Annotated in this window: 24 protein-coding genes and 1 tRNA gene; 7 read left to right on the top strand and 18 right to left on the bottom strand. The window is 51.6% G+C overall.

Annotated features, from left to right (window positions below; genetic code table 11):
• Positions 1 to 10: 10 nt before the first annotated feature.
• Complete coding sequence (locus tag G3I67_RS04055; RefSeq protein WP_163651786.1) at positions 11 to 151, bottom strand: hypothetical protein; 141 nt, start codon at positions 149 to 151, stop codon at positions 11 to 13.
• Positions 152 to 305: 154 nt separating this feature from the next.
• On the bottom strand, positions 306 to 890 hold the full coding sequence (locus tag G3I67_RS04050) for a hypothetical protein (protein ID WP_163651784.1): 585 nt from the start codon (positions 888 to 890) through the stop codon (positions 306 to 308).
• A gap of 42 nt (positions 891 to 932) precedes the next feature.
• Here G3I67_RS04050 and rpoN point away from each other — a divergent pair, with 42 nt between their 5' ends.
• Complete coding sequence (gene rpoN, locus G3I67_RS04045; protein ID WP_163651782.1) at positions 933 to 2,441, top strand: RNA polymerase factor sigma-54; 1,509 nt, start codon at positions 933 to 935, stop codon at positions 2,439 to 2,441.
• A 1-nt stretch (position 2,442) separates the two neighbouring features.
• On the opposite strand, the gene G3I67_RS04040 is transcribed toward rpoN, so the two are convergent.
• The 6 genes from G3I67_RS04040 to G3I67_RS04015 form a co-directional block, all read right to left on the bottom strand.
• Positions 2,443 to 3,129, bottom strand: coding sequence for a hypothetical protein (locus tag G3I67_RS04040; RefSeq protein ID WP_163651780.1), 687 nt, complete (start codon positions 3,127 to 3,129; stop codon positions 2,443 to 2,445).
• A gap of 20 nt (positions 3,130 to 3,149) precedes the next feature.
• Positions 3,150 to 4,760, bottom strand: coding sequence for a peptide chain release factor 3 (locus G3I67_RS04035; RefSeq protein WP_163651778.1), 1,611 nt, complete (start codon positions 4,758 to 4,760; stop codon positions 3,150 to 3,152).
• A 47-nt stretch (positions 4,761 to 4,807) separates the two neighbouring features.
• Positions 4,808 to 6,208 (bottom strand): DEAD/DEAH box helicase, encoded by a 1,401-nt coding sequence (locus G3I67_RS04030; RefSeq protein ID WP_163652114.1) that lies wholly within the window; start codon positions 6,206 to 6,208, stop codon positions 4,808 to 4,810.
• 240 nt (positions 6,209 to 6,448) lie between these two features.
• The gene (locus G3I67_RS04025; protein ID WP_163651776.1) at positions 6,449 to 7,477 is read right to left on the bottom strand and encodes a D-2-hydroxyacid dehydrogenase; all 1,029 of its coding nucleotides are present in this window, start codon (positions 7,475 to 7,477) and stop codon (positions 6,449 to 6,451) included.
• Positions 7,474 to 8,490 (bottom strand): Bug family tripartite tricarboxylate transporter substrate binding protein, encoded by a 1,017-nt coding sequence (locus G3I67_RS04020; protein WP_375539294.1) that lies wholly within the window; start codon positions 8,488 to 8,490, stop codon positions 7,474 to 7,476. Before G3I67_RS04020 ends, G3I67_RS04025 begins: the two co-directional genes overlap by 4 nt.
• Positions 8,491 to 8,504: 14 nt before the next feature.
• Entirely contained in the window at positions 8,505 to 9,290 is a 786-nt protein-coding gene (locus G3I67_RS04015) for a class II aldolase/adducin family protein (protein WP_203583538.1), read from the bottom strand.
• Between the two features lie 178 nt (positions 9,291 to 9,468).
• Between G3I67_RS04015 and G3I67_RS04010 the strand changes: the two genes are divergently transcribed.
• A complete protein-coding gene (locus G3I67_RS04010) occupies positions 9,469 to 9,804 on the top strand; it encodes a hypothetical protein (protein ID WP_163651774.1) in 336 nt (111 codons plus the stop codon).
• A 35-nt stretch (positions 9,805 to 9,839) separates the two neighbouring features.
• On the opposite strand, the gene G3I67_RS04005 is transcribed toward G3I67_RS04010, so the two are convergent.
• Positions 9,840 to 11,417 carry a gamma-glutamyltransferase family protein gene (locus G3I67_RS04005; RefSeq protein WP_163651772.1) on the bottom strand — a complete coding sequence of 526 codons (1,578 nt, stop codon included), beginning with the start codon at positions 11,415 to 11,417 and terminating at the stop codon, positions 9,840 to 9,842.
• Between the two features lie 93 nt (positions 11,418 to 11,510).
• Complete coding sequence (ppa, locus tag G3I67_RS04000; RefSeq protein WP_163651770.1) at positions 11,511 to 12,050, bottom strand: inorganic diphosphatase; 540 nt, start codon at positions 12,048 to 12,050, stop codon at positions 11,511 to 11,513.
• A gap of 180 nt (positions 12,051 to 12,230) precedes the next feature.
• Between ppa and G3I67_RS03995 the strand changes: the two genes are divergently transcribed.
• Both G3I67_RS03995 and G3I67_RS03990 read left to right on the top strand, forming a co-directional pair.
• Complete coding sequence (locus G3I67_RS03995) at positions 12,231 to 12,659, top strand: universal stress protein (protein WP_163651768.1); 429 nt, start codon at positions 12,231 to 12,233, stop codon at positions 12,657 to 12,659.
• A gap of 65 nt (positions 12,660 to 12,724) precedes the next feature.
• Positions 12,725 to 12,799, top strand: a tRNA-Thr gene (locus tag G3I67_RS03990).
• Between the two features lie 64 nt (positions 12,800 to 12,863).
• Here G3I67_RS03990 and gbd read toward each other — a convergent pair.
• Positions 12,864 to 14,003 (bottom strand): 4-hydroxybutyrate dehydrogenase, encoded by a 1,140-nt coding sequence (gene gbd / locus G3I67_RS03985; RefSeq protein WP_163651766.1) that lies wholly within the window; start codon positions 14,001 to 14,003, stop codon positions 12,864 to 12,866.
• A gap of 135 nt (positions 14,004 to 14,138) precedes the next feature.
• On the opposite strand from gbd, the gene G3I67_RS03980 reads away from it, so the two are divergent.
• Positions 14,139 to 14,555, top strand: coding sequence for a hypothetical protein (locus G3I67_RS03980; protein ID WP_163651764.1), 417 nt, complete (start codon positions 14,139 to 14,141; stop codon positions 14,553 to 14,555).
• Positions 14,556 to 14,595: 40 nt separating this feature from the next.
• Here the strand turns inward: G3I67_RS03980 and G3I67_RS03975 are convergent, their stop codons facing one another.
• The gene (locus G3I67_RS03975; protein ID WP_163651762.1) at positions 14,596 to 14,901 is read right to left on the bottom strand and encodes an ATPase with chaperone activity; all 306 of its coding nucleotides are present in this window, start codon (positions 14,899 to 14,901) and stop codon (positions 14,596 to 14,598) included.
• 97 nt (positions 14,902 to 14,998) lie between these two features.
• Between G3I67_RS03975 and G3I67_RS03970 the strand changes: the two genes are divergently transcribed.
• Positions 14,999 to 15,796 (top strand): alpha/beta fold hydrolase, encoded by a 798-nt coding sequence (locus tag G3I67_RS03970; protein ID WP_203583537.1) that lies wholly within the window; start codon positions 14,999 to 15,001, stop codon positions 15,794 to 15,796.
• A gap of 13 nt (positions 15,797 to 15,809) precedes the next feature.
• Here the strand turns inward: G3I67_RS03970 and G3I67_RS03965 are convergent, their stop codons facing one another.
• The 5 genes from G3I67_RS03965 to petA form a co-directional block, all read right to left on the bottom strand.
• Complete coding sequence (locus tag G3I67_RS03965) at positions 15,810 to 16,241, bottom strand: ClpXP protease specificity-enhancing factor (protein ID WP_163651760.1); 432 nt, start codon at positions 16,239 to 16,241, stop codon at positions 15,810 to 15,812.
• 24 nt (positions 16,242 to 16,265) lie between these two features.
• Complete coding sequence (locus tag G3I67_RS03960; RefSeq protein WP_163651757.1) at positions 16,266 to 16,877, bottom strand: glutathione S-transferase N-terminal domain-containing protein; 612 nt, start codon at positions 16,875 to 16,877, stop codon at positions 16,266 to 16,268.
• A 100-nt stretch (positions 16,878 to 16,977) separates the two neighbouring features.
• Entirely contained in the window at positions 16,978 to 17,817 is an 840-nt protein-coding gene (locus G3I67_RS03955) for a cytochrome c1 (protein ID WP_203583546.1), read from the bottom strand.
• Between the two features lie 19 nt (positions 17,818 to 17,836).
• Positions 17,837 to 19,216, bottom strand: coding sequence for a cytochrome b (locus tag G3I67_RS03950; protein ID WP_163651753.1), 1,380 nt, complete (start codon positions 19,214 to 19,216; stop codon positions 17,837 to 17,839).
• Between the two features lie 57 nt (positions 19,217 to 19,273).
• Positions 19,274 to 19,915 (bottom strand): ubiquinol-cytochrome c reductase iron-sulfur subunit, encoded by a 642-nt coding sequence (petA, locus tag G3I67_RS03945; RefSeq protein ID WP_163651751.1) that lies wholly within the window; start codon positions 19,913 to 19,915, stop codon positions 19,274 to 19,276.
• Positions 19,916 to 20,057: 142 nt separating this feature from the next.
• Between petA and mscL the strand changes: the two genes are divergently transcribed.
• Positions 20,058 to 20,501 (top strand): large conductance mechanosensitive channel protein MscL, encoded by a 444-nt coding sequence (mscL, locus tag G3I67_RS03940; RefSeq protein WP_163651748.1) that lies wholly within the window; start codon positions 20,058 to 20,060, stop codon positions 20,499 to 20,501.
• Between the two features lie 40 nt (positions 20,502 to 20,541).
• Here the strand turns inward: mscL and G3I67_RS03935 are convergent, their stop codons facing one another.
• Complete coding sequence (locus G3I67_RS03935; RefSeq protein ID WP_163651746.1) at positions 20,542 to 21,303, bottom strand: Nif3-like dinuclear metal center hexameric protein; 762 nt, start codon at positions 21,301 to 21,303, stop codon at positions 20,542 to 20,544.
• Positions 21,304 to 21,321 lie beyond the last annotated feature (18 nt).

Raw genomic sequence — 21,321 nt, 5'->3', positions numbered from 1 at the left:
CCACGGGGCGCTAGGCCCGGCAACCGATCGCTAGTAGTAGCGATAGCGTATCCAGTTTTGAAGCAGAAGCACCGGACGAGACAAAGCCACGAACCTGAGAGATCGTGATGTCCATCGAGTTGCTGGCGCCAGCTGCGGATAATGAAGTCATAAGCCATTAATTAAACACAAAAATCATGACATCGCAAGTCCCCATCTCATAAAAACAAGGAAATCTTTAAAAATATTCAAAAATTGTTGGCATTACAAAAACAAAGCGCACCGTTGTGGTGCGCTTTGGATGTAGACCGAAAGGCTAAAATTACTTATGCCATCAAGGTTGGTTCGCGAAATCCGGATGAATCGGGGTGCACTACTCCGGGATTAGCTGGTGGTTTGATCGATTGTTCAAGCTCTTCACGCTGGGCCTTTGCAAGTGCCATTTTTCGGACCCGGCCGCTCAGTATCTGTTTGAGCGTTGTTTGCAGAATGCCGATGGTGACGGGAGTTTGAGGGTCCTTCCAGACCCAACGCAAAACCTCTAGCGCTTCAGGATGGAGAGAAGAGCATAGTGAACGGAAAGTACGAAGAGGAACGATCGATGACTTTCCACGCGCCAGACTTTTGACAAACCAACCTCTAAGCATGGACAGTGCTATCAATGTGATCACAACATTGGCTGTGATCCAGATGTATTTGTTCATACTGGTGAGTAATTCGACCGCATGGGGCCCAAAGGCCTCAAGCTCTTTATAGGATTTGTAGTTTAGTGACATACCGCTACGATAGACTAGACCGATCAGCCAATACCAGAGCAGTACGGCAGTCACGATGATGGATAGCCTCATCGCGATGCGGGGCAGAGCCAGTCGCAGAATGGTGTTTCCGAGTAAACGAGTATCTTCTTTCACGATAGAGGCGCCCACTTTTTTCAAGATGAATCGATTGTACTCATGAGTCGTCATAATCTCGAACTCCGGCATGGTCAGCATTTGACACTGACCCCTGCGCTGCAACAATCAATACGATTATTGCAGTTGTCGACGCTCGAGTTTGAGCTCGAGATTGCCAATGCCCTGACTGAAAATCCATTGCTTGAACAAGAGGTGGAGGAAGTCGACTCGCATACCGAAAGCGAGCATTCCGTAATAGAGTCTCGAACAAGCGACATAGAGCAGGATGCGCCAGATAAAAAAACGGAATCCTTCGATGCTCAAAATCCTGACTCAGGTATTGATCATGAGGTATCGGGCGATGATTTTCAAAATGATCATCAGGAGTTCACGGCCGATCTGAGGCGTGCGACCCCTGAAGATGATTTTGATGATCGGGAAGAGCCGGCGCGTCAGAGTAGTTTGCATGAATACTTATTTGAGCAGCTTGGAACAACCAGAGCCACGCCTCGCGATGCCGCACTGATTGAACTCTTGATTGAAGAATTGAATGAGGATGGCTTTCTGGCCTCTTCCCTGGAAGAAATCGCTGGCTGGATGAATCCGGAGTTAGGTCTGGAGGCCGATGATTTCAAGGCGGCATTGAGACTGTTGCAATCTTTTGATCCACCCGGCGTCGGTGCACGCGATTTGGCTGAATGCCTTGATTTGCAATTGCAATTTGCCGATCCCATGCGATATCCGGAAACGAAAGATCCTGCACTGCTTAAGGTGGCGCGCGCATTGTGTCTTCACCATCTAAACCTGCTTGCCACAGGTAATATGAATCGTGTTCGTGAGGCGATCGGTTGCGATAACGAAATGCTGCGACGTGCACACGCATTGGTGATGCGTTTAAATCCCAGACCGGGCAGTGCTTGGAGCAAACCTGCTGCGGACTTTGCCGTGCCTGATGTTCTGGTCCGTAAAGTCAGGCATGGATGGGAGGCGGTGCTAAATGAAGCAATCGTGCCGAGGTTGCGCATCAATACGATGTACGCAGAGGCGTTAGGTCGTTCAAGGTCGGGCTCGCACGCTGCGTTGCATGCGCAACTACAGGATGCCCGCTGGATGATTAGAAATGTCGCACAACGATTCGATACGATTTTGCGTGTTGCTCAAGCGATCGTTAAGCATCAACAGCTTTTTTTCTCTAAAGGTTGGGAGGCGATCCGACCGTTGACATTGAAGGATATAGCTGTCGAACTTGATCTGCACGAATCTACGATTTCCCGAGCCACAACGCAGAAATTCATGCTGACTCCTTTCGGAACATTGGAGATGAAGCGATTTTTCAGTACCGGTCTTTCATCGGAGCGAGGCGAAGCGACTTCAACGACGGCGGTGCAAAAGCGGATCGAATCTCTGATTGGTTCGGAAGATCGAACCAGGCCATTGTCGGACAGTCAGCTTGTGACTTTGCTTGAGAAGGAGGGAATTACGATTGCCCGAAGAACTGTTGCCAAGTACCGTGATTTAATGAGAATACCTACTGCACCCTTAAGAAAATCGCAATCGGGAGCGGCTTGAATTAGCCGCCAACAATGGTATCGGGTGTTCGGGACGGACAGTCAGGGTGCTTACCCCAGGCATTATTAGGAGCACAGTATCTATTGCGTGCGTTCTGTATGCAAGTTGGACGCTGGAAAAAACCCTGCGTAGCACATTGATCCAAATCAGTTTTGAGCTTTTGCTGCCAAGTTAGCTGAACTGGCTGAGTGGATCGAGCAGGTGCTGTGTTTGTAACAGGAGTTGATCTTGTCGAGCTCGCGTCTGCATTCTGGCGAGTACTTGTGACATCCAGGGTTGTGATGTCGTCTTGGCCCTGGGGCAATCCTTTGCCTCCGGCTGAGAGTTCGTGATCCCTTCTTTCGTAGCCTCCCTCGCCTGCATACCCGATCAATTGACCATCGATGTCAATTTTCATTGACTCGGGATCTTCATTGAATTGTGTTGCGAGAGTATTAGTGACTTGCCAATCGATCAAGGTTCGTTCGCGCGGAGTGCCGAGGGTGCCGTCAATACGTGGCTGAGGAGGTTGTGCGGTGAAGGGTTTGCCATTCGCATCGAGCATTTGCTCGTTGCTGTCTTTTGGTCTGGATGTTGATGCAACCGTTTCGGGCGCGCGTGACACAAGCCATTCGCCCAGCTGAATTCCGCCTTGCCAGGAAGCAAAGGCGGCAATCAACAGAAAGATAATCAGAACACGCCAGGACATAAAGGATCTATAACGGAAACTTAAACTTTGTCGGCAAATACCTGACCACCATGCTCGCGCATCGCGTGGAACCGAATGGCAGGATACCGTTCTTCGGCTACGCGCAACTGTGCGGTCGAGGTCACCAGAAATGCAGGTGCTTCGACGACATCATAGGCGATATGAGCAGCATTGGCATCAATGAATTTACTTAATTCTTTCGGATCGTCGGATGTAATCCAGCGTGCCATGTTGTAGCGGGATGGCATAAGACGGGCTTCGGCTCCATATTCCGCCTGAAGGCGATGGGCGACGACTTCGAATTGAAGCTGACCAACGGCTCCAAGCAGAAGCGAGCCTCCCGCAGCGATTGGCCTGAAAACCTGAATCGCACCTTCCTCACCAAGTTGCATTAATCCGGTGCGCAATTGTTTTGTGCGAAGAGGATCTTTAACCTCCACAGCCTGAAACAGCTCCGGAGCAAAAAAGGGAAGACCTGTGAAGTGAAGTGTTTCACCTTCTGTGAGCACATCGCCAAGATGCAAAATACCGTGATTTGGAATGCCAATCACATCGCCTGCAAAGGCCTCGTCTACGAGTTCACGCCGCTGGGACAAGAACGAAACGACGTTGTTGGGGCGAATCTCTTTTCCGTTGCGCGATACTTTCAGACGCATGCCGCGTTCGAATCGTCCCGAGCTCACTCTTACAAACGCAACACGGTCACGGTGGGCCGGATCCATGTTGGCCTGAACCTTGAACACAACGCCGGTGAATTTAGGTTCTTCGGGATTGACGGTGCGCTCCAGAGCTTGACGCGAACCAGGCGGCGGAGCCTGATCAACGAGCGCATCCAGTACTTCCTGGACGCCAAAGTTATTAATGGCGGATCCAAAAAAGACGGGCGTTTGTTTACCGGCAAGGAATTGATCGCGATCGAACTCGGGCGAGGCCGCTTGAATCAGTTCGATTTCGCCTTTGGCCTGTTTGAACGCATCCGGAAATCTTTTGGCGATTTCAGGATTACCCAGTCCATCGATAAAGTCGTCTTTGCTGTCATCCCTGCGCTCCTGACCCGGACGGAACAGGCGCATTCTGTCGCGACGAATATCGAATACCCCCCCAAACGCCTTACCCATTCCAACTGGCCATGAGAAGGGGACGGCATCCATTCCGATATGCGATTCGATCTCGGATAATAGTTCGAGGGGCTCGCGAACCTCTCTGTCCATCTTGTTGATGAACGTAATGATGGGTGTGTTGCGCGCGCGGCAGACCTGCAGAAGTCGAATTGTTTGCGGCTCGACACCGTTTGCTGCGTCGATCACCATCAACGCGGCATCTACGGCGGTCAGTACGCGGTAGGTATCTTCGGAAAAGTCCTGGTGACCGGGGGTATCAAGCAGGTTGATGACACAGTCACGGTATTCCATCTGCATAACCGAAGACGCAACGGAAATGCCGCGTTGCTTTTCGATTTCCATCCAGTCGGAGGATGCGTGACGGGATGCCTTGCGAGCCTTAACGCTACCGGCGATTTGAATCGCACCCGCGAAAAGCAAAAGCTTTTCCGTCAATGTGGTTTTACCCGCATCAGGGTGGGAAATAATTGCGAACGTTCTTCGACGTGCGACTTCGGTTGAAATACTCATGGTGGCGAATTTTACAGGCTGGATGACCCAGCCTGTGTGAGCAAAAATTACCTGGATAAAAGTGCGGGGCGGCGATTGCGACTCGCATTGCCGGTGTTATCTGCCGAGCGTACGCCTTGCCTCTGAGGGTGTGCTCGCTTTTCCTGATTTTGACTGGCTGACCCTTGACTTGGGCGACCGGCACTGTGCTGATGGCCTGAGCGGGGGGATCGTGCCTGACTTGATCCGGGACTGGCTGACCCGGGCGTGCGTCCACTGCTTGACCGCGATGCACCATGTCTGCGTTGTCCGTTACGCTGGCCGGCAGCACGAGCATCATCCGCCGCGCCATGTGAAGAGTTCGGCGAAGGGGTCCAGCCGGTTGGGGCGGGTAACTGAGGGATCTGTTTTTTAATTAATCGCTCAATCGCTTTGAGGTATTTGATTTCGGAAGAATCAACCAAGGAAACAGCCGAACCCGCCGCCCCTGCCCTGCCTGTGCGGCCGATGCGATGAACATAATCTTCCGGAACGTTTGGCAGCTCAAAGTTCACGACTTGTGGCAACTGATCAATATCCAGGCCGCGCGCTGCGATATCAGTCGCAACTAAGACAGCGACTTTGCCGTTTTTAAACTCCTCAAGGGCTCTGGTGCGGGCAGCCTGACTCTTATTGCCATGGATTGCAGCGGCAGACAGGCCGTCCTTGACCAGTTTTTCAGCCAAGCGGTTTGCACCGTGTTTAGTGCGTGTGAACACCAGTACTTGATGCCACCCGCTTTCGCGGATGATATGGCTCAGGATGTCACGCTTGTGCGCCTGATCAACAATATGCACCGTCTGATCGACGCGCTCCGCAGTGGTGTTGCGCGCCGCCACGGATACCTCACTGGCGTTGTGAAGAACGCCTTTCGAAAGCTCGCGGATTTCGTCTGAAAAAGTCGCCGAGAACAACAAGTTTTGACGCTGACGTGGCAAAAGAGCCAGAATTTTGCGGATATCGCGAATGAACCCCATGTCCAGCATGCGATCGGCCTCATCGAGCACCAGAATTTCAACGCCGGACAGGTTTACGGTTTTTTGTTGACAGTGATCAAGTAAACGACCGGGCGTGGCAACCAGAATATCCAGTGGTTTGCGTAATGCGTTGATCTGAGGGTTGATGTTGACGCCGCCAAACATCACCATCGATGAAATTTTGGTGTATTGGCCGTAAGTTTTGACGGACTCTTGAATTTGCGCGGAAAGTTCGCGTGTAGGCGAAAGAATCAGAACACGCGGGCGACCCGGTTGGCGTAATTCGGCAGGTTTATTCAGAAGAATATGCAAAATAGGAAGCGTAAAACCTGCAGTTTTTCCAGTGCCGGTTTGAGCGGCCGCCAGAAGGTCGCCACCTGTCAGCACGCGTGGAATCGCTTGAGCTTGAATAGGGGTGGGTGCGGTGTAGCCGGAGTCGGCAATCGCACGCATAAGAGGTTCGGCCAACCCGAGGTCGGCAAAAGTAGTCGAAGAAGACAAGAGAAATGCTCCATCATCATGCCGGTCTGCAAATTAAGCAGACTCCAATCAGGGCAGACGAACAGGGAGTGAAAACGCCTTGATGGCGAACGCCCACTGAAACGGGGCTTAGCGAGGCACGAGGACTGGAACGTTGTGCCGTACCGCTATTTTAGCTCAGTTCAAGGATTTATCTCAAGAAATGCTTTTTCCTTAATCTTTTTTCACAACATTGAAAAGAGGCTCACCACGTTGCCAATTTCTCAGATTTTGCAAGAACATCTGTGACATACGTTTCAGAATGCCGTCGGAAAAGCCCGCGGTATGCGGGGAAACAATCACGTTGGGCATGTCCCAAAGCGGTGAGTCGGTGGCCAGAGGTTCAACAGCAAACACGTCCAGATAGGCGCCCTTCAAGCGTTTTGTTTCAAGGGCATGAATCATGGCCGGCTCATCAACCACAGCGCCTCGTGACACATTCACGATGTGAGCGGTTGGTTTCATCACCGACAGCGCATGCGCATCCACCAGGTTCGTGGTTTGTGCAGTTAATGGGCAGGCTAGAACCAGCCAGTCGGTTTCAGGCAATACTTTTGTGAAGTCCTCGAACGCGATCACACGCGCACCCTCCACGGTCGATGAAGCGGATTGTCTGACAACGATGATTTTGAGGCCTAGCATGGTTAACCATGCACCCAGCCGTTGACCGATCGGTCCCCATCCAACGATGGTTGCGGTTTGGCCTTCAAGGTCGGGAGGTAGTCCGGTTTTGAAAAATGGTGCCCATTGATGCTCTTTTTGAGCAATGGCTAATTGAGGAAAATATCGCGCAAGCGAGAGCAACCCGGTTAAAGCAGATTGAGCGACCAAGCTTGCGCTGGCGCCTGAAGATGTCGTGACAGTCACGCCTCGCGCAACCAGGTCCAGAAATATTTGACGATCTGCGCCTGCCGAATGAACTTGAATCCATTGGAGTGTTTTGGATTTGCGCAAGGCATCGTAAAAATATTGTGTGTTGGGAAGGATGTTTTGTTTCGTGGAATTGCCTGTTATTTCTCGAGAGATGAAACAGAGATCCGCATCGGCAGTGCCGTCATGGATTTGCTGCGCTGTAACGTGCTTATACCCTTCATCGCCAAAGATAGCCTGGATTTCCGAGGCCAGTTCCTGAGCCGTAGAATCGGACATCAAAATGCGGGGACAGTGCGGGCGTGCTGTCGAACCGTTTCTAACTTCGCTCATTTAATACTTGCTCCTGAGTCGATGACGACTTTTTTCCACTTTAGATATTCTTGTTGAATAAACGCTCCAAAGTCCTCTGGCGATCCTCCGACCGGATCCGCACCTTCGGCGACAAATCGATCTTCTAGTTTGATGATGGCTTTTCCGACCGCGGTGTTTAGCTTGGTGATGATCTGTTCGGGAGTTCCTTTAGGAGCAAGCATTCCAAACCATGATCCGGCGGTAAATCCCGGATAACCGCTTGCCGCAACGGTCGGAACGCCAGGTAATGAACGAGAGGGTTTGGGGCTAGACACGGCGAGTGCGCGTAATTTGCCGCCCTTGATTTGACCAATAACCGACGGAATCGTCGCAAACATGAAGTCGATCCTGCCTGCGAGCAAGTCATTCAATGCTTCGGCGCCTTTATAAGGGATGTGTTGTGCTTCACAGCCTATTCTGTCCATCAACATAAAACTCGACAGATGCGCTGACGTGCCTGTCCCTGTCGAGGCGTAATTCAACGTACCGGGTGGCTTGCTTTTGACATAAGCGACAAACTCTCCGAAGTTTTTGACCGGCGACGAGGGATTGACCACTAAAACGTTAGGTACATCCGCAATTAAAATCACCGGCACAAGATCCGTAAGAGGGTCGTACTTCAGGTTTTTGAAAAGCGTGGGATTGATTGCGATCGGTCCGACCGATGCGACGGTTAACGTGTAACCATCTGCAGGTGCGCGCGCGGCGATTTCATTGCCGATATTGCCTCCCGATCCAGGCTTGTTCTCAACCACGAAGGGCTGTTTGAATTCTTCGGCAAGAATTTGACTTACGCTGCGCGCGATGACGTCGGTTGTGCCGCCAGCCGTAAATGACACAATGACTTTGACAGCTTTGGTCGGATAGTCATCGGATTTTTGAGCGAATGCGGATTGCATACCCGTCAGACTCAAGGCAGAAACGGAACACGCATAGGTCGTCAGACGGCGGCGCGAAGCATTGATGATGCCGGATTTTTGATCTGTCTTCATGGGTGCGCGAGAGTTTAATTTTTGTAGGATGGGTCGGTGCGATCGAGTTTGCGCAATAAGGCCGGCCACTCCATCAATCCGTACGGACGGCGTGTGCCGGGTTGATAGTTATTCCATGTTTCTTCCAGAATTTCTTTTGATACGTGCGCGGTCGGGCTATTGCAGGCCATGGTTGCCAATTGGGCACGGCAGGATAGTTCCAGACGATGCATCCAGTTGAAAGCTTCCCCCACGCTGCGACCGACTGTCAGTGCCCCGTGGTTGCGCAGAATCATCGCTTCACCATGACCCAGGTCGCGCACAAGCGATTCTTGCTCCGCTTCATCGAGAACAACGCCCTGATAGTCGTGATAACCGATCTTGAGAAACCGCATGGCGGTTTGCGTCAAGGGCAACAAACCGCACTCGAGGGAGGATACGGCCATCGAAGCCCAGCTATGCGTATGAATCACGCAGTTCACATCTGGCCGAGCATGATGTACTGCACTATGAATAACCGCACCCGCCTTGTTGATGCCATAGTTCAGATCGCCAAAGTCGGGCTTGGTCAGGATATTGCCTTGATGATCGACTTTGAGCAGGCAGGAAGCGGTCATCTCTTCGTACATCATTCCGTAGGGATTGATTAGATAAGTTCCCTCTTCTCCAGGTACGCGCGCCGAAATGTGGTTGGCCATCATATCGGCCATGCCATAGATTTCAACCAGTCGGTAGCAAGCCGCCAGATCAACTCGCGCTTGCCACTCGGCATCGGATACTTTGCCTTTAAGGGATGAAATTTTCAGAACGCCTTCAGCCATGATTTTTGCTCCGTCCGTATTAATCTGATTGTTTATGCGAATAATTTGCGCGTAGTGAGATCTTTGATGATGCGCTAATATCCAATCGTATCGTAAAGCGTCAAAAATAATAGGTTGTTCGGCCATGAATTTTTGATGTTTCCATCGCCATAGATGGCGGTGACTCACGGAGCAACGAATGAAAGTTTGGTTTATCGCCACCGCGGTCTTTTTTTTGGTCGGATGCCAGGGTAGCCCCGCGTATTACCACCGCGATGTGCAGCGTCATGTCGTGGTGCTCGACAAGCGGGAAATCAGTGTCTTGCCCCTCGGCAAAGATCAATGGGAGGCGTATGGCGGAAAACAAGGTGGATCGGACGCAGCTGCGCTCGAAAAACAAAAAGCCCGTCAGATCAAGGCAATCGAAACTGTTTCCGGTTGTGCTGTGACCAGTTCGATTTATCCGGAAGAGGAAAAAAAAGGCAAGTTGTTGATGCGTGCCACGGTCGATTGCAATAAAAAGCCCGGAAGTTAATTCCGGGCCTGGGATGGAATCGTGCGATATTCGAATTACATTTTCTCGTTCACCGCATCCCCGTATGGCGTCATGATTTCAGTGCAACCCATGTTCATTTCACCATCGCGCATGACGCCTGCCGGGCAGGCAAACGCATAGGGATAAGCGTTTCTGCGCGTTTCGACAACCGGCATCACCGCTTCAAGCGCTTCTTTGGTTTCGGCAGGCAAGGTCCTGTCGGCAATGATGTTGCTTCCTCCGCTCACATCAATACGAGGTTGATGGAACGCGTCTTCCAGACTTTGACCATGATCCATAATGAAAGAGCTCAGTTGCATCACCGCGCCAAGAATTTTGCGGCCACCTGAAGCGCCAATCGCAAAGCGACGCCCGGCTGCGTCTTCCCCGATCACAGGGTTGTAATTGGCAAGGCATCGCTTTGCGGGCGCAAGCGAATTCGGCTTACCGGGTTCGGGATCAAACCACATGATGCCATTGTTGAGTAGTAGGCCGGTCGATGGTGATACGACGCGCGAACCAAAAATCGACAACAGGGTTTGCGTCACTGAACACATATTGCCGTGTCGGTCGACCACGCTGAAATGCGTTGTTGAGCCAGGAGCCTTGGGCGACTCGTGATCACCCATGTTTTCGAATCTCAGACGAAAGGCGGCATCAAGCGCCCGCGCGAAACCGGTATAGGTTGCGGTACCCGGTTTTCCTTTTTTCGGATCAAGTTCGCGCGCGAGTAGCTCAAGCGCCTTGGCATAAGTCGGACCACCTGTCAGCCCCGGTGTTGCGAAGACCCGGCCGCCGCGGTAATTGATCGTTAACGGATCAACCATTTCAGCTCGATAATCGGCCAAGTCGGCCAAGCTTAGGCTGCCACCCTTAGCGCGCACGTCCCGCACCAATGCCTGCGCAACTTCGCCGGAATAAAAGTCTTTTGCTCCGTACTCTGCGATACGCTGCAATGTGCGAGCGAATGTCTTTTGATTCAGATGGCGATCATTCAATGCAGTCCAGTCGCCGGCGATGGGCCATTGCCCGTCTTCAAGAAACAATGCCGCGCAATCCGGATCCCTGGAAAGCACTTTGGCGTTGGCGCCAATCAATAATGAGGTATACCAGTCAACGATCAATCCCTCCTCGGCCAGATTAGCGGCAGGGGTGACCAGGTCGGCCCAGGGTAATTTGCCGAAGTGCTGGTGCGCAAGATCCATACCTGACACAACGCCGGGCACAGCAACCGCTGTCGCTCCCATGACATTGCGATCATCTACGACTGCTGGCCAAGGAAATAAATCTGAAGATTTAGGACCGCCACTTAATGGATAGTCTGCCGGATTTAGTTCGCGAGGCGAGCGGCAGCCAAAATTGATGACGCTGGCGCGCGATTCATCTGCACGCCATAAGACCATCGCCCCGCCTGCAGCCGGGCCACTCATCCAGGGCTCGACTACACCGATCGCAAACGAGGTTGCGATGGCGGCATCGACAGCATCTCCACCGGCTTCAAGGACGGCAGCGCCAACTTCAGCTGCTCTGCGATGCTGGGCGGCTACAACGCCGCCTTTGGTCGCAATGACTTGTTTTCGAACGGTTTGCGAATTTGAAAAGTTATCAATCATCCGTTACTCCGAAATTAAATTTAGATGCTGATCGATTTACGAATCCAACCGGAAACCGCCACCTTGTTTAGTTTGCCGAAAGAAAATAAGGCTTCAAGCTTTATTTTCTTTTGCGTAGGTTGCGAGACCATCGCTGATTTCTTTGTGGGCGTCGGCAACGGAGCCCCAGCCTTGAACCTTGACCCACTTGCCGGCTTCCAGATCTTTGTAGTGCTCGAAAAAGTGCTTGATCTGGTTCAGGCTCAGCGGATTGATGTCATTGGTATCTTTCCAGTCGCTGTAGATCGGCAGAATCTTGGTCACAGGCACGGCGATCAATTTGGCATCTTCACCGCCTTCGTCTTGCATTTTCAGCATGCCAAGGGCACGGCAACGTACAACAACGCCAGGCAGCAGAGGAAACGGAGTAATGACTAGAACATCGACGGGATCGCCATCGCCTGCGATGGTCTGGGGGATGTAGCCGTAGTTGCATGGGTAGTGCATGGCTGTGCCCATGAAGCGATCAACGAAAATCGCGCCTGAATCTTTATCCACTTCGTATTTGATAGGGTCGGCGTTCATCGAAATCTCGATGATGACGTTAAATTCTTCGGGCAGATTTTTGCCGGGACTGACCTTGTTGAGGCTCATGCAAACTCCGGATAAGAGGGGGGTTGATTGTGGTATAGCGAAATGTTAACAAAGAATATTCACAATATTCAGCCTTTAGCGGGCGACTGAGCTACGAATTCTTTATACTAGGGGTATGTTGGGTAGGTAAGTCAAGCCCTGATCGATGTTTATGGTTTTGCTTTCTCACTGGAGAGAATAATGAAAGTCCTGGTTGCTACCGATGGTTCGAAGAATTCGATGCGCGCACTCAAATATGCAGTGGCATTGGTTAGTCAGTTGAACTCGAAGACATCTTCATTGACCGTGATCAGCGTGCATGATGATGCCGGCTTGCGCCATGCCAAGGCCTTTGTGGGTAAGGATGCGGTGGCTGATTACCTGCGCGAATTAAGCGACAAAGAGCTCAAGCCTGCCGTCAAATTCCTGAAAGATAGCGGCATCAAGCATGATATGGTGATTCGCACCGGTCACGTTGCCGAAGAGATTGTTAAAGAGGCCAGTGGCAGCAAGTACGACATGATTGTGCTGGGCTCCAAGGGACGTACTTCTCTGGCTGATCTGCTGGTTGGCTCGGTTGCCCAGAGGGTGCTGTCAACAGCTAAGCAACCCGTCCTGCTGGTCAAGTAAATCGATTTGGTTCAGAAGCGATGTTGATTTACAATAGCGCTTCTGTTTGCAAACCAAGCAGTTTTGCCCACTTAGCACAGCGGTAGTGCAGCGGTTTTGTAAACCGAAGGTCGGGAGTTCAATCCTCTCAGTGGGCACCAGTTTCAGTAAATAAAAAATCCTGCTTAGGCAGGATTTTTTATTTGGGGTTGTAATCGAAGCGATCTACATCGACTGCTTTAATAAATTGACATAGTCCTCCGCGGTTGGTGTGCGCGGGTTTGTAAAATGGCAATGATCGACCATGGCGGACTCGATCACCTTCTGGAACATGTCCTCGGTGACACCCATTGCGGCCAGTCCGGAGGGTAAACCTAAACGCTGATTCAACGCTTTGACAGCGGGCGCCACTTCATTTGCATGGGTCACACCAATCGTTTGGGCAAGCCGCTCTAGTTTTTTGGCTTTTTGCATCGATTCCGCGCTAGCGTTAAACATGATGACCGCTGGTAGAAACATGGCATTCAGTGTGCCGTGGTGCAGGCGAGGATTTAATCCACCGAGCGAATGACTCAGGCTGTGGACTGCGCCAAGACCTTTCTGAAATGCCAAGGCCCCCTGAGTTGAAGCGCTCATCATGTGAAAGCGCGCCTCTCGATCATGCGGATTGTTGGTGGCTTGTTCAATATTGCGCCAACCTCTCCATAATCCATCCAGAGCGATGCCTTCGGCAGGAAAGTTATATGAAGGCGCCATGAAAGTTTCGAAACAATGCGTAATGGCATCCATACCGGTGGCAGCGGTCAAAATCGCAGGCAAATCCAGAGTCAGTTCAGGATCGCAAATGGCGACTTTGGGAACAATATGCGGAGACAAAATACCCAGTTTGCGACCATCGTCAAGAATCAGAACGGCGCCACGACCGACTTCGCTGCCTGTGCCGGCGGTTGTCGGAATAGCAATGACCGGCGCGGTTGCCGCGGTGATGCGCGCAGCCCCGCCTTCTACGGCGGCAAAATTCTTCAATGGCCCTGAGTGTGCGGACATGACTGCAACTGCTTTTGCCAAATCCATAGACGAACCTCCGCCGATAGCGATCAGCCCATCATATTTACCGTCCATGTATATTTTGAGGGCGTCGCGTGCGGCAGATTCTGTGGGATTAGATGGTGTTTGATCAAAAACAGCAACATCTGCGCGATTTTTGAGCTGTCCTAAAACCCGGTCGACTAGACCTGCACCGCGCACGCCGGCATCAGTCACAATCATTGGGCGCTTGATACCTAGGCGCTCGCATTCAGCTTGTAAGCAAGCGATCGCACCAAAATCAAACTGAATTTGCGTGATGTAATTGATCAAAGCCATCAATATCTCCTAAAAATTATTTTGAAACCATCATAAACCATGTTTTATGCAACGCGTTTGAGTCGACAGAAAGTCGGTCATCGTTAAAATGTCCGATTCCCAATAAGTCTATTCCTAGGTTTCCGGAGATTCAGTGTGATACAAACTTTGCGAAACACTTTGTCGGTAATGGTGTTGGTTGGTGTGGCAACGTTTACGTTCACATCCCCCGTATCTGCTCAAGGCCTTAGAACCAATCAGGGCAGCTTCGGTTCTGGCTGGCAAGTCGGCGGTAATACCGGCACTGATTCATCACCATATGGTGGCGCTGCGGCTGGCACGCCCCCAACTTCTTCTGGCCACGGCGGTTCGTCGGGAGCAAGCTATGGAGGCTCATCCGGCAGTCAAGGAAGTTATGGTGGCTCGGGAAATTACAGTGGGTACGGTAGCTATGGCGGATCCGGCACAAGCGGCTCTACTGCGTATGGCTCGACCGACTCCGGTTACGGCTCGGGATCTGCGGGGGCGGTCACCGCACCGCGTTCTGCGGGTGGTGGTTTGCGTGTGCAATAGTATTGATTCGCTCTGAACCTAAATTTTATTGTTGAGCGGATTAATCAGCATTGAGCCACCCCATCAGCTCGGCCAGCCGGGTCATGACCCATTTGGCCTCGTCCTCGCTGATGCCGATACCCGAAACCGACAATCCTTGATGGATTCTGTTCAATACATCCGATTCCGTGATGCCCAGCTCCCATAGCTTGGTTGCTGCCGTTTCCGTCAACATATTGGCCAGATCTTCGCAAAAATCATAACGCTCGAGAATGTGTTCTTTGCTGGCGGTTGGCTTTATTCGTCCCGGCTCTATGAATAACGCAATAAATGATGGCGGGATAACGATCTGATTATCTTCGCTCATATTGAAATGTAGTTTGAAAAAACATTTTATTTTTTACTCTGTTCTTCGAGATTTCATTATGCTACTTAAGAATAGGTAATTTCAAAGGTTGCGGGTCATGAATAAATCTTTTATCGCTCCTCTTGAAGACGGGGCAAGCATTGCCGGAATGGATGAAGGTGAAGGCGAGGCAATTTTTTTAATGAGTGGTCTTGGCGGGACAGCAGGGTTCTGGCAACCCTGTGTGGAGGTTTTATCAGCGCACCACCGTGTTCTACGTATAGACCAAAGGGGGATTGCGGCAAGTTCCCGCGGCACAGCGCCATGCACGATTGCCCAATTGGCTCGCGATTGCTTGTCTGTCATGGATGCTAGGGGTGTAGATTCTGCCGTTTTGATTGGGCATTCGACAGGTGGTTGCATTGCTCAGGAAATAGCGTTGATTGCCCCGGAGCGTGTAAAAAGGCTTGTGCTGAGTGGCACCTGGGGAAAGAAAAACCGCTACATGCGAGAGTTGTTTTCATTGCGGCGCAATATGCTGGTAAGTGACCCGAGAGCGTATGCATCGACTTCAGCGTTTCTAACCTTTGAACCGAGCTGGCTTAATGCAAATTGGTCTCGATATGAAATCATGCTGGACAATGCACCATTAACGGGGGCAGAGCAGCACATCGTTCAAGAAAGAATCGATGCCCTGCTTGACTTCGATAGGGGGGCTGATTTGCATCAAATTAAGTTGCCAACGTTGATCCTGGGTTCGCGTGATGATGTATTAGTGCCAGCGTTTTTGCAGGAGCAATTGGCTAAATTATTACCGCACGCAGAGATACACCTCTTTAGTCATGGCGCGCATTTCTTTCCGATTACGCGTACGGAGGCGTTTTTTCAGATACTCATTAACTGGCTGGAGTCTTGAAGCGATTCGTCGTTTATTTGACGATTGCAAGTTTCGGCCGTTTAGGCGTCGGATCGACGGGACCGTCTTCGGATGGAGCATCCATCGACTGAGCACTGGTTTTTTCCGCTGCTGTTTGTGATGGCGATGCTGTGGATTCCACCTCGAAACCCATGCCGGCGCCGGTTTCACGTGCGTATATTGCAGTCACCGCACCTATAGGAACATAAAGGTTTTCTGTCACGCCATTAAAGCGTGCCTGAAACTCAATGGCATCGTTGCCCAGCACCAACCTGTTTGTCGCCAAGGAGCCGATATTGAGGGTAATTTGCCCGTCACGAATGTGAGCGGGCGGTACCATCGTGTTCTGGTCAACCTGCACAACAATGTGTGGTGTGTAGCCATTATCCGTACACCATTCGTGCAAAGCACGAATCATGTACGGTTTGGTTGATGTTTCAGCCATAGTCTTAAATGGAATGCTTTGCGATTAACGACGCATGACTTTTTCGGAAGGCGTTAGCGCTTCGATGTAAGCTGGGCGCGAGAAAATCCGTTCTGCATATTTCTGGATAGGAGCCGCTGTTTTTGGCAGTTCGATTCCGTAATGATCCAGGCGCCATAGCAGTGGAGCCATAGCTACGTCGAGCATGGTGAATTCTTCACCAAGCATGTATTTGTTTTTAAGCAGTAAGGGAGCCAGTTGTGACAGTCGGTCACGGATAGCTGCTCGTGCGGCGTCCAAGCGCTTTTCGTCATGACGCGCCGTACGATCTTCAAGCGCGGCGACATGAATGAAAAGTTCTTTTTCGAAGTTGTACAAAAAGAGGCGAGTGCGCGCGCGCATGACCGGATCGGCCGGCATCAACTGGGGGTGCGGGAAGCGCTCGTCGATGTATTCGTTGATGATATTCGACTCGTAAAGAATCAGATCGCGTTCGACAAGAATCGGCACTTGTCCGTAGGGATTCATCACCGAGATATCTTCCGGTTTGTTGTATAGATCGATATCGCGGATTTCAAAATCCATGCCTTTTTCAAACAACACAAAACGGCAGCGATGCGAGAATGGGCAGGTGGTTCCGGAGTAGAGGACCATCATGATGGATTTTCCGTCCTAAAAAAATTGCGCAGATAAGTGGCGCGAATAAAAAACGAAAGGCCAGCGTCCGCAAATGCAGACGCTGGCCCACAATTCCAAATTACTTGACGTGCTTCCAGAACGAAGCGTTCAGGCGCCAGGCAACGATCAGGAACAGGCCAAGGAATAACATGACCCATACGCCAATTTGCTTGCGCTTTTGTTGAATTGGCTCAGACATCCAGGTCATGAAAGCGGTCAGGTCGGCTGCATCACCGTCATATGCAGCTGCAAGAGCGGCATCAACAGGTTTAAAGGTGTACTCGGTCGACGCTTTGCCGTTGTAATCCTTCAGCTTTTCCGTCTTGCTCGATACATAACCCTGTGGATCATATGTCGTAGTGACACGCTCCCAATCTGAACCATGCTTGTGAGTGACAACGGCGGTCATTGAGCGAGGGCCTTGACGCTCCCAGAGAGCATGCGGCATGCCGGCATTCGGGAATGCGAGGTTGTCCCAGCCTGTTGGCTTGGACGTGTCACGGTAGAACGTGCGCAAGTAGGTGTAGATGTAATCCGAACCGGTGACGTTGGCACTTTGGGATTTTGCGCGTGCCATAACCGAAAGGTCTGGTGGCGGTACGCCAAACCATGCCTTACCATCCTTGGCATTGATGGATCCAACCATCAAATCCCCTACCTTGTCACCCGTGAAAAGAAGGCTTTCTTTGATTTGAGCATCAGTCAGGCCAATTTCTTTCAGGGTGTTGTAACGCACCGATGCGGCAGCGTGACAGTTCAGGCAGTAGTTAACGAACAGTTTTGCGCCATTTTGCAGTGAAGCCAAATTGGTCGAACGGTCCGGAGCCTTGTCGAGCGAGTAGCCACCGCCTGCAGCCACAGCTGCGGTGCTGGCGATCATCAGGGCAAGAGCGGAAAGCAGCTTCTTGATCATGTTCATTCCGTATGTAAAGTTAGGCTCAATGGGCGTGGTACGTGACACGGTCAGGAACCGGTTTGAATGTACCGAGACGGCTCCAGACCGGCATCAGGAAAAAGAAGCCCAGATAAATGGAGGTTCCGATTTGCGAGATGAGGTTGAAGATGTCTGTTGGCGCCTGGGTACCGAGGTAACCCAACACAATGAAGTTGACAAAGAAAATGGCGTAAAGCGCTTTGTGCCAACCCGGACGATAGCGAATCGACTTGACCGGGCTGTAATCGAGCCAGGGCAGGAAGAACAGCAGAACAACCGCCCCACCCATCGCAACCACGCCCCAAAACTTGGCGTCGATAACGCGAAGAAGAACGGCAACAACGATGAGAACGGCGGGAACGATAACCTTGACCAGCCCCTTGTGACGCAGGAACATGATGATGGCAGCAAGGACTGCGGCACCGGCCAGAATCCAGGTGAAGTCATCGGTTGTCGCGCGCAGCATCGAGTAGAAGGGCGTGAAATACCATACTGGCGCAATGTGCGGTGGCGTAACGAGAGGGTTGGCCGGTATGAAGTTGTTGAACTCAAGGAAGTAGCCACCCATTTCAGGCGCGAAGAAAACAATCGCCATGAAAATGATCAGGAAGCCGGCTACGCCGAGGATGTCATGAACCGTGTAGAACGGATGGAAAGGAATTCCGTCCAAGGGGCGACCATACTTGTCCTTTTTGGCTTTGATTTCAATGCCATCAGGGTTATTTGAGCCGACTTCATGCAAGGCAACCAAGTGTGCTGCAACCAAACCAAGCAGAACCAGAGGGATCGCGATCACGTGGAAGGCGAAGAAACGGTTCAGAGTGGCATCGGAAACAACGTAGTCACCGCGAATCCAGATGGACAGTTCAGGACCGATAAAAGGAATGGCTGAGAACAGGTTGACGATAACCTGAGCGCCCCAGAAAGACATCTGACCCCAAGGCAGGAGGTAGCCAAAGAACGCCTCGGCCATCAGGCACAGGAAAATGCCGACGCCGAAAATCCAGACGAGTTCGCGAGGTTTGCGATATGAGCCATAAATCAGGGCGCGAACCATGTGCAGGTAAACCACGACAAAAAACATCGAGGCGCCGGTCGAGTGCATGTAGCGAATGAACCATCCGCCCGGTACTTCACGCATGATGTATTCGACGGACTGAAAAGCCTGTGCAGCATCAGGTTTGTAATGCATGACCAGAAAAATTCCGGTCACGATTTGAAGAACCAGTACCAACGTGGCTAGTGAGCCAAAGAAGTACCAGAAATTGAAGTTTTTTGGTGCGTAATACTCGGTGACATGCGCTTTAAGCGTCGCAGTCAGCGGAAAGCGATGGTCTACCCAGCCAAGCAATCCGGTCGTTTCGACTTTTTTCTCGCCAGCCATGAAATGGCTCCTTTAACTTGTTCAGTGTCGCGTGGTGCGGTGTTGGTCAACAGCCTATTAGGCCTTGTTGTCTTCATCAACCCCGACAATGATGCGGGTGTCGCTTAAATACTGGTATGGAGGGACCTCGAGATTGTCGGGTGCGGGTTTGTTTTTGAACACGCGTCCAGCCATATCGAAAGTCGAACCATGGCACGGGCAGAGAAACCCGCCTTCCCAGTTGTTGGGCAGGCTGGGCTGTGGGCCCGTTTGAAACTTTGGTGTGGGCGAGCAACCAAGGTGGGTGCAAATGCCCACGCAAACAAACATTTCCGGCTTACGCGAACGCCATTCGTTTTTGGCGTATGGGGGCGTATAGCCGGGACGATTTGAGTTGGGGTCTGCCAGTTCAGCCGTGTCATCCTTAAGGGATGCGAGTTGTTCTTTCGTGCGGTGGATCAGCCAGACAGGCTTGCCACGCCATTCAATCGTACGCATTTCGCCCGGAGCGATCGTGCTGATATCAACTTCAACGGGGGCGCCGGCAGCGCGCGCGCGCTCGGATGGCGCAAACGTACTGACAAAGGGAACCGCCGCTGCGACGCCTACTGCGCCACCCATGGCACAACTTGTGCCAATCCAGAAGCGGCGCGAGGGGTCGGACGGCAGCGTGGGAGGTACCGCGCCTTCGTCGTCATGCACAATCGAATCCTGACTCATCTTCCTATCCTTGTTGTTGCCCCGGCAGAGGTATTGCCTAAGTATTGCCTAAGCGAGTGCCTTTAATGGAACACATTTGTTACAGATTCCGTAACCCCTTATTATAGCGCCTGCCAGCAGGCATCAACAGAGGGAGATTGAAATGATTAAACCAAAGGGTTTTTTAAAGGAATTTCGCGATTTTGCCGTCAGGGGTAATGTTGTAGATCTCGCGGTCGGTGTAATTGTCGGTGCTGCATTCGGCAAGATTGTCGAGTCGCTTGTTAAGGACATTACGATGCCTTTGGTTAACTTTTTAGTTGGCGGCTCTGTAGATTTTACTAATAAATTCTTTGTGTTGTCGCGTCCTGCTAATTATTCCGGACCTGAAACTTATGAGGCAATGACCAAGGCGGGAGCCACCCTGTTTGCATGGGGTAACTTCCTCACGATCATCATTAATTTCACATTGCTTGCCTTTGTGATTTTCGGGATGGTTAAATTGATCAACACCGCACGTGCCAAAATCGAAGCCGAAAAGCCACCTGCCCCCGTGCCAGAAGACATCCTGCTGTTAAGGGAAATTCGTGACTCCCTCAAAAAATAGCTGCGATTGCTGAACAGCTTATTGTTTTTGGGGTGTCCGATCAGACCGGATTGTCGATATCCACAAAATCGACTCGGATGCCAAACCGATCCGCTATGGCGGCACCAAGGGCTTGTGCACCATAGCGTTCGGTAGCATGGTGGCCGGCGCTAATCAATCCAATGCCCGCTTCGCGCGCCAGATGCACGGCGGGCTCAGAGATTTCTCCGGTAATGTAGGCTTGCGCGCCCGCATCAATTGCTTCAGCTAGCATGCTATGCGCAGCACCCGTGCACCAGGCGATGCGATGAACATGCATGTCCGGCGCACCGATTATGAGTGGCTGGCGTTTTAGCCGCTCTTCAGTGCGTAAAGAGATGTGTTCAAGTGTGGTTGCCCCGGGCATCGTTCCGTGCCATACCAGGCTGGTCGGCGCAAGTGTTGGTGGGGTAGCGGGGGTCAGTCCAAGTACACGTGCCAGCTGCGCATTATTTCCCAATACCGGATGCGCATCCAGAGGTAGGTGATAGGCGATCAAATTGATGTCGTGCTTGAGCAGTGCGGCTAATCGATTTTTGCGCGTTCCGCGCACCCGAGGGTCTTCCCCTTTCCAGAACCAGCCGTGGTGCACCAGCAACGTATCCGCTCCTTGCGAGATGGCTCTATCGATCAGATCCTGACTAGCCGTTACACCGGCGATAATATGCGAGACGGATGGGTTACCCTCGACTTGCAGGCCATTCGGACAGTAGTCGTTAAAAGATGCAGGGGTCAGCGTGGCGTCCAGCCAGGATACAAGCTCTTGCCTTGAAATGGATTTCATGATTTTCCCGGTTGAAAA

Source organism: Sheuella amnicola, from assembly GCF_010499255.1.
GTDB lineage: Bacteria > Pseudomonadota > Gammaproteobacteria > Burkholderiales > Burkholderiaceae_B > Zwartia > Zwartia amnicola.
The sequence above is the reverse complement of the archived record's forward strand: the minus strand, read 5'-3'. Positions and strand labels throughout refer to the sequence as shown.

What these genes read in the sequence shown, in the direction of transcription:
- G3I67_RS04055 (WP_163651786.1), bottom strand. Translation starts at nt 151, where the DNA reads ATGACTTCATTATCCGCAGCTGGCGCCAGCAACTCGATGGACATCACG.
- rpoN (WP_163651782.1), top strand. Translation starts at nt 933, where the DNA reads ATGAGTCGTCATAATCTCGAACTCCGGCATGGTCAGCATTTGACACTG.
- G3I67_RS04040 (WP_163651780.1), bottom strand. Translation starts at nt 3,129, where the DNA reads ATGTCCTGGCGTGTTCTGATTATCTTTCTGTTGATTGCCGCCTTTGCT.
- G3I67_RS04035 (WP_163651778.1), bottom strand. Translation starts at nt 4,760, where the DNA reads ATGAGTATTTCAACCGAAGTCGCACGTCGAAGAACGTTCGCAATTATT.
- G3I67_RS04030 (WP_163652114.1), bottom strand. Translation starts at nt 6,208, where the DNA reads ATGCGTGCGATTGCCGACTCCGGCTACACCGCACCCACCCCTATTCAA.
- G3I67_RS04025 (WP_163651776.1), bottom strand. Translation starts at nt 7,477, where the DNA reads ATGAGCGAAGTTAGAAACGGTTCGACAGCACGCCCGCACTGTCCCCGC.
- G3I67_RS04020 (WP_375539294.1), bottom strand. Translation starts at nt 8,490, where the DNA reads ATGAAGACAGATCAAAAATCCGGCATCATCAATGCTTCGCGCCGCCGT.
- G3I67_RS04015 (WP_203583538.1), bottom strand. Translation starts at nt 9,290, where the DNA reads ATGGCTGAAGGCGTTCTGAAAATTTCATCCCTTAAAGGCAAAGTATCC.
- G3I67_RS04010 (WP_163651774.1), top strand. Translation starts at nt 9,469, where the DNA reads ATGAAAGTTTGGTTTATCGCCACCGCGGTCTTTTTTTTGGTCGGATGC.
- G3I67_RS04005 (WP_163651772.1), bottom strand. Translation starts at nt 11,417, where the DNA reads ATGATTGATAACTTTTCAAATTCGCAAACCGTTCGAAAACAAGTCATT.
- ppa (WP_163651770.1), bottom strand. Translation starts at nt 12,050, where the DNA reads ATGAGCCTCAACAAGGTCAGTCCCGGCAAAAATCTGCCCGAAGAATTT.
- G3I67_RS03995 (WP_163651768.1), top strand. Translation starts at nt 12,231, where the DNA reads ATGAAAGTCCTGGTTGCTACCGATGGTTCGAAGAATTCGATGCGCGCA.
- gbd (WP_163651766.1), bottom strand. Translation starts at nt 14,003, where the DNA reads ATGGCTTTGATCAATTACATCACGCAAATTCAGTTTGATTTTGGTGCG.
- G3I67_RS03975 (WP_163651762.1), bottom strand. Translation starts at nt 14,901, where the DNA reads ATGAGCGAAGATAATCAGATCGTTATCCCGCCATCATTTATTGCGTTA.
- G3I67_RS03970 (WP_203583537.1), top strand. Translation starts at nt 14,999, where the DNA reads ATGAATAAATCTTTTATCGCTCCTCTTGAAGACGGGGCAAGCATTGCC.
- G3I67_RS03965 (WP_163651760.1), bottom strand. Translation starts at nt 16,241, where the DNA reads ATGGCTGAAACATCAACCAAACCGTACATGATTCGTGCTTTGCACGAA.
- G3I67_RS03960 (WP_163651757.1), bottom strand. Translation starts at nt 16,877, where the DNA reads ATGATGGTCCTCTACTCCGGAACCACCTGCCCATTCTCGCATCGCTGC.
- G3I67_RS03955 (WP_203583546.1), bottom strand. Translation starts at nt 17,817, where the DNA reads ATGAACATGATCAAGAAGCTGCTTTCCGCTCTTGCCCTGATGATCGCC.
- G3I67_RS03950 (WP_163651753.1), bottom strand. Translation starts at nt 19,216, where the DNA reads ATGGCTGGCGAGAAAAAAGTCGAAACGACCGGATTGCTTGGCTGGGTA.
- petA (WP_163651751.1), bottom strand. Translation starts at nt 19,915, where the DNA reads ATGAGTCAGGATTCGATTGTGCATGACGACGAAGGCGCGGTACCTCCC.
- mscL (WP_163651748.1), top strand. Translation starts at nt 20,058, where the DNA reads ATGATTAAACCAAAGGGTTTTTTAAAGGAATTTCGCGATTTTGCCGTC.
- G3I67_RS03935 (WP_163651746.1), bottom strand. Translation starts at nt 21,303, where the DNA reads ATGAAATCCATTTCAAGGCAAGAGCTTGTATCCTGGCTGGACGCCACG.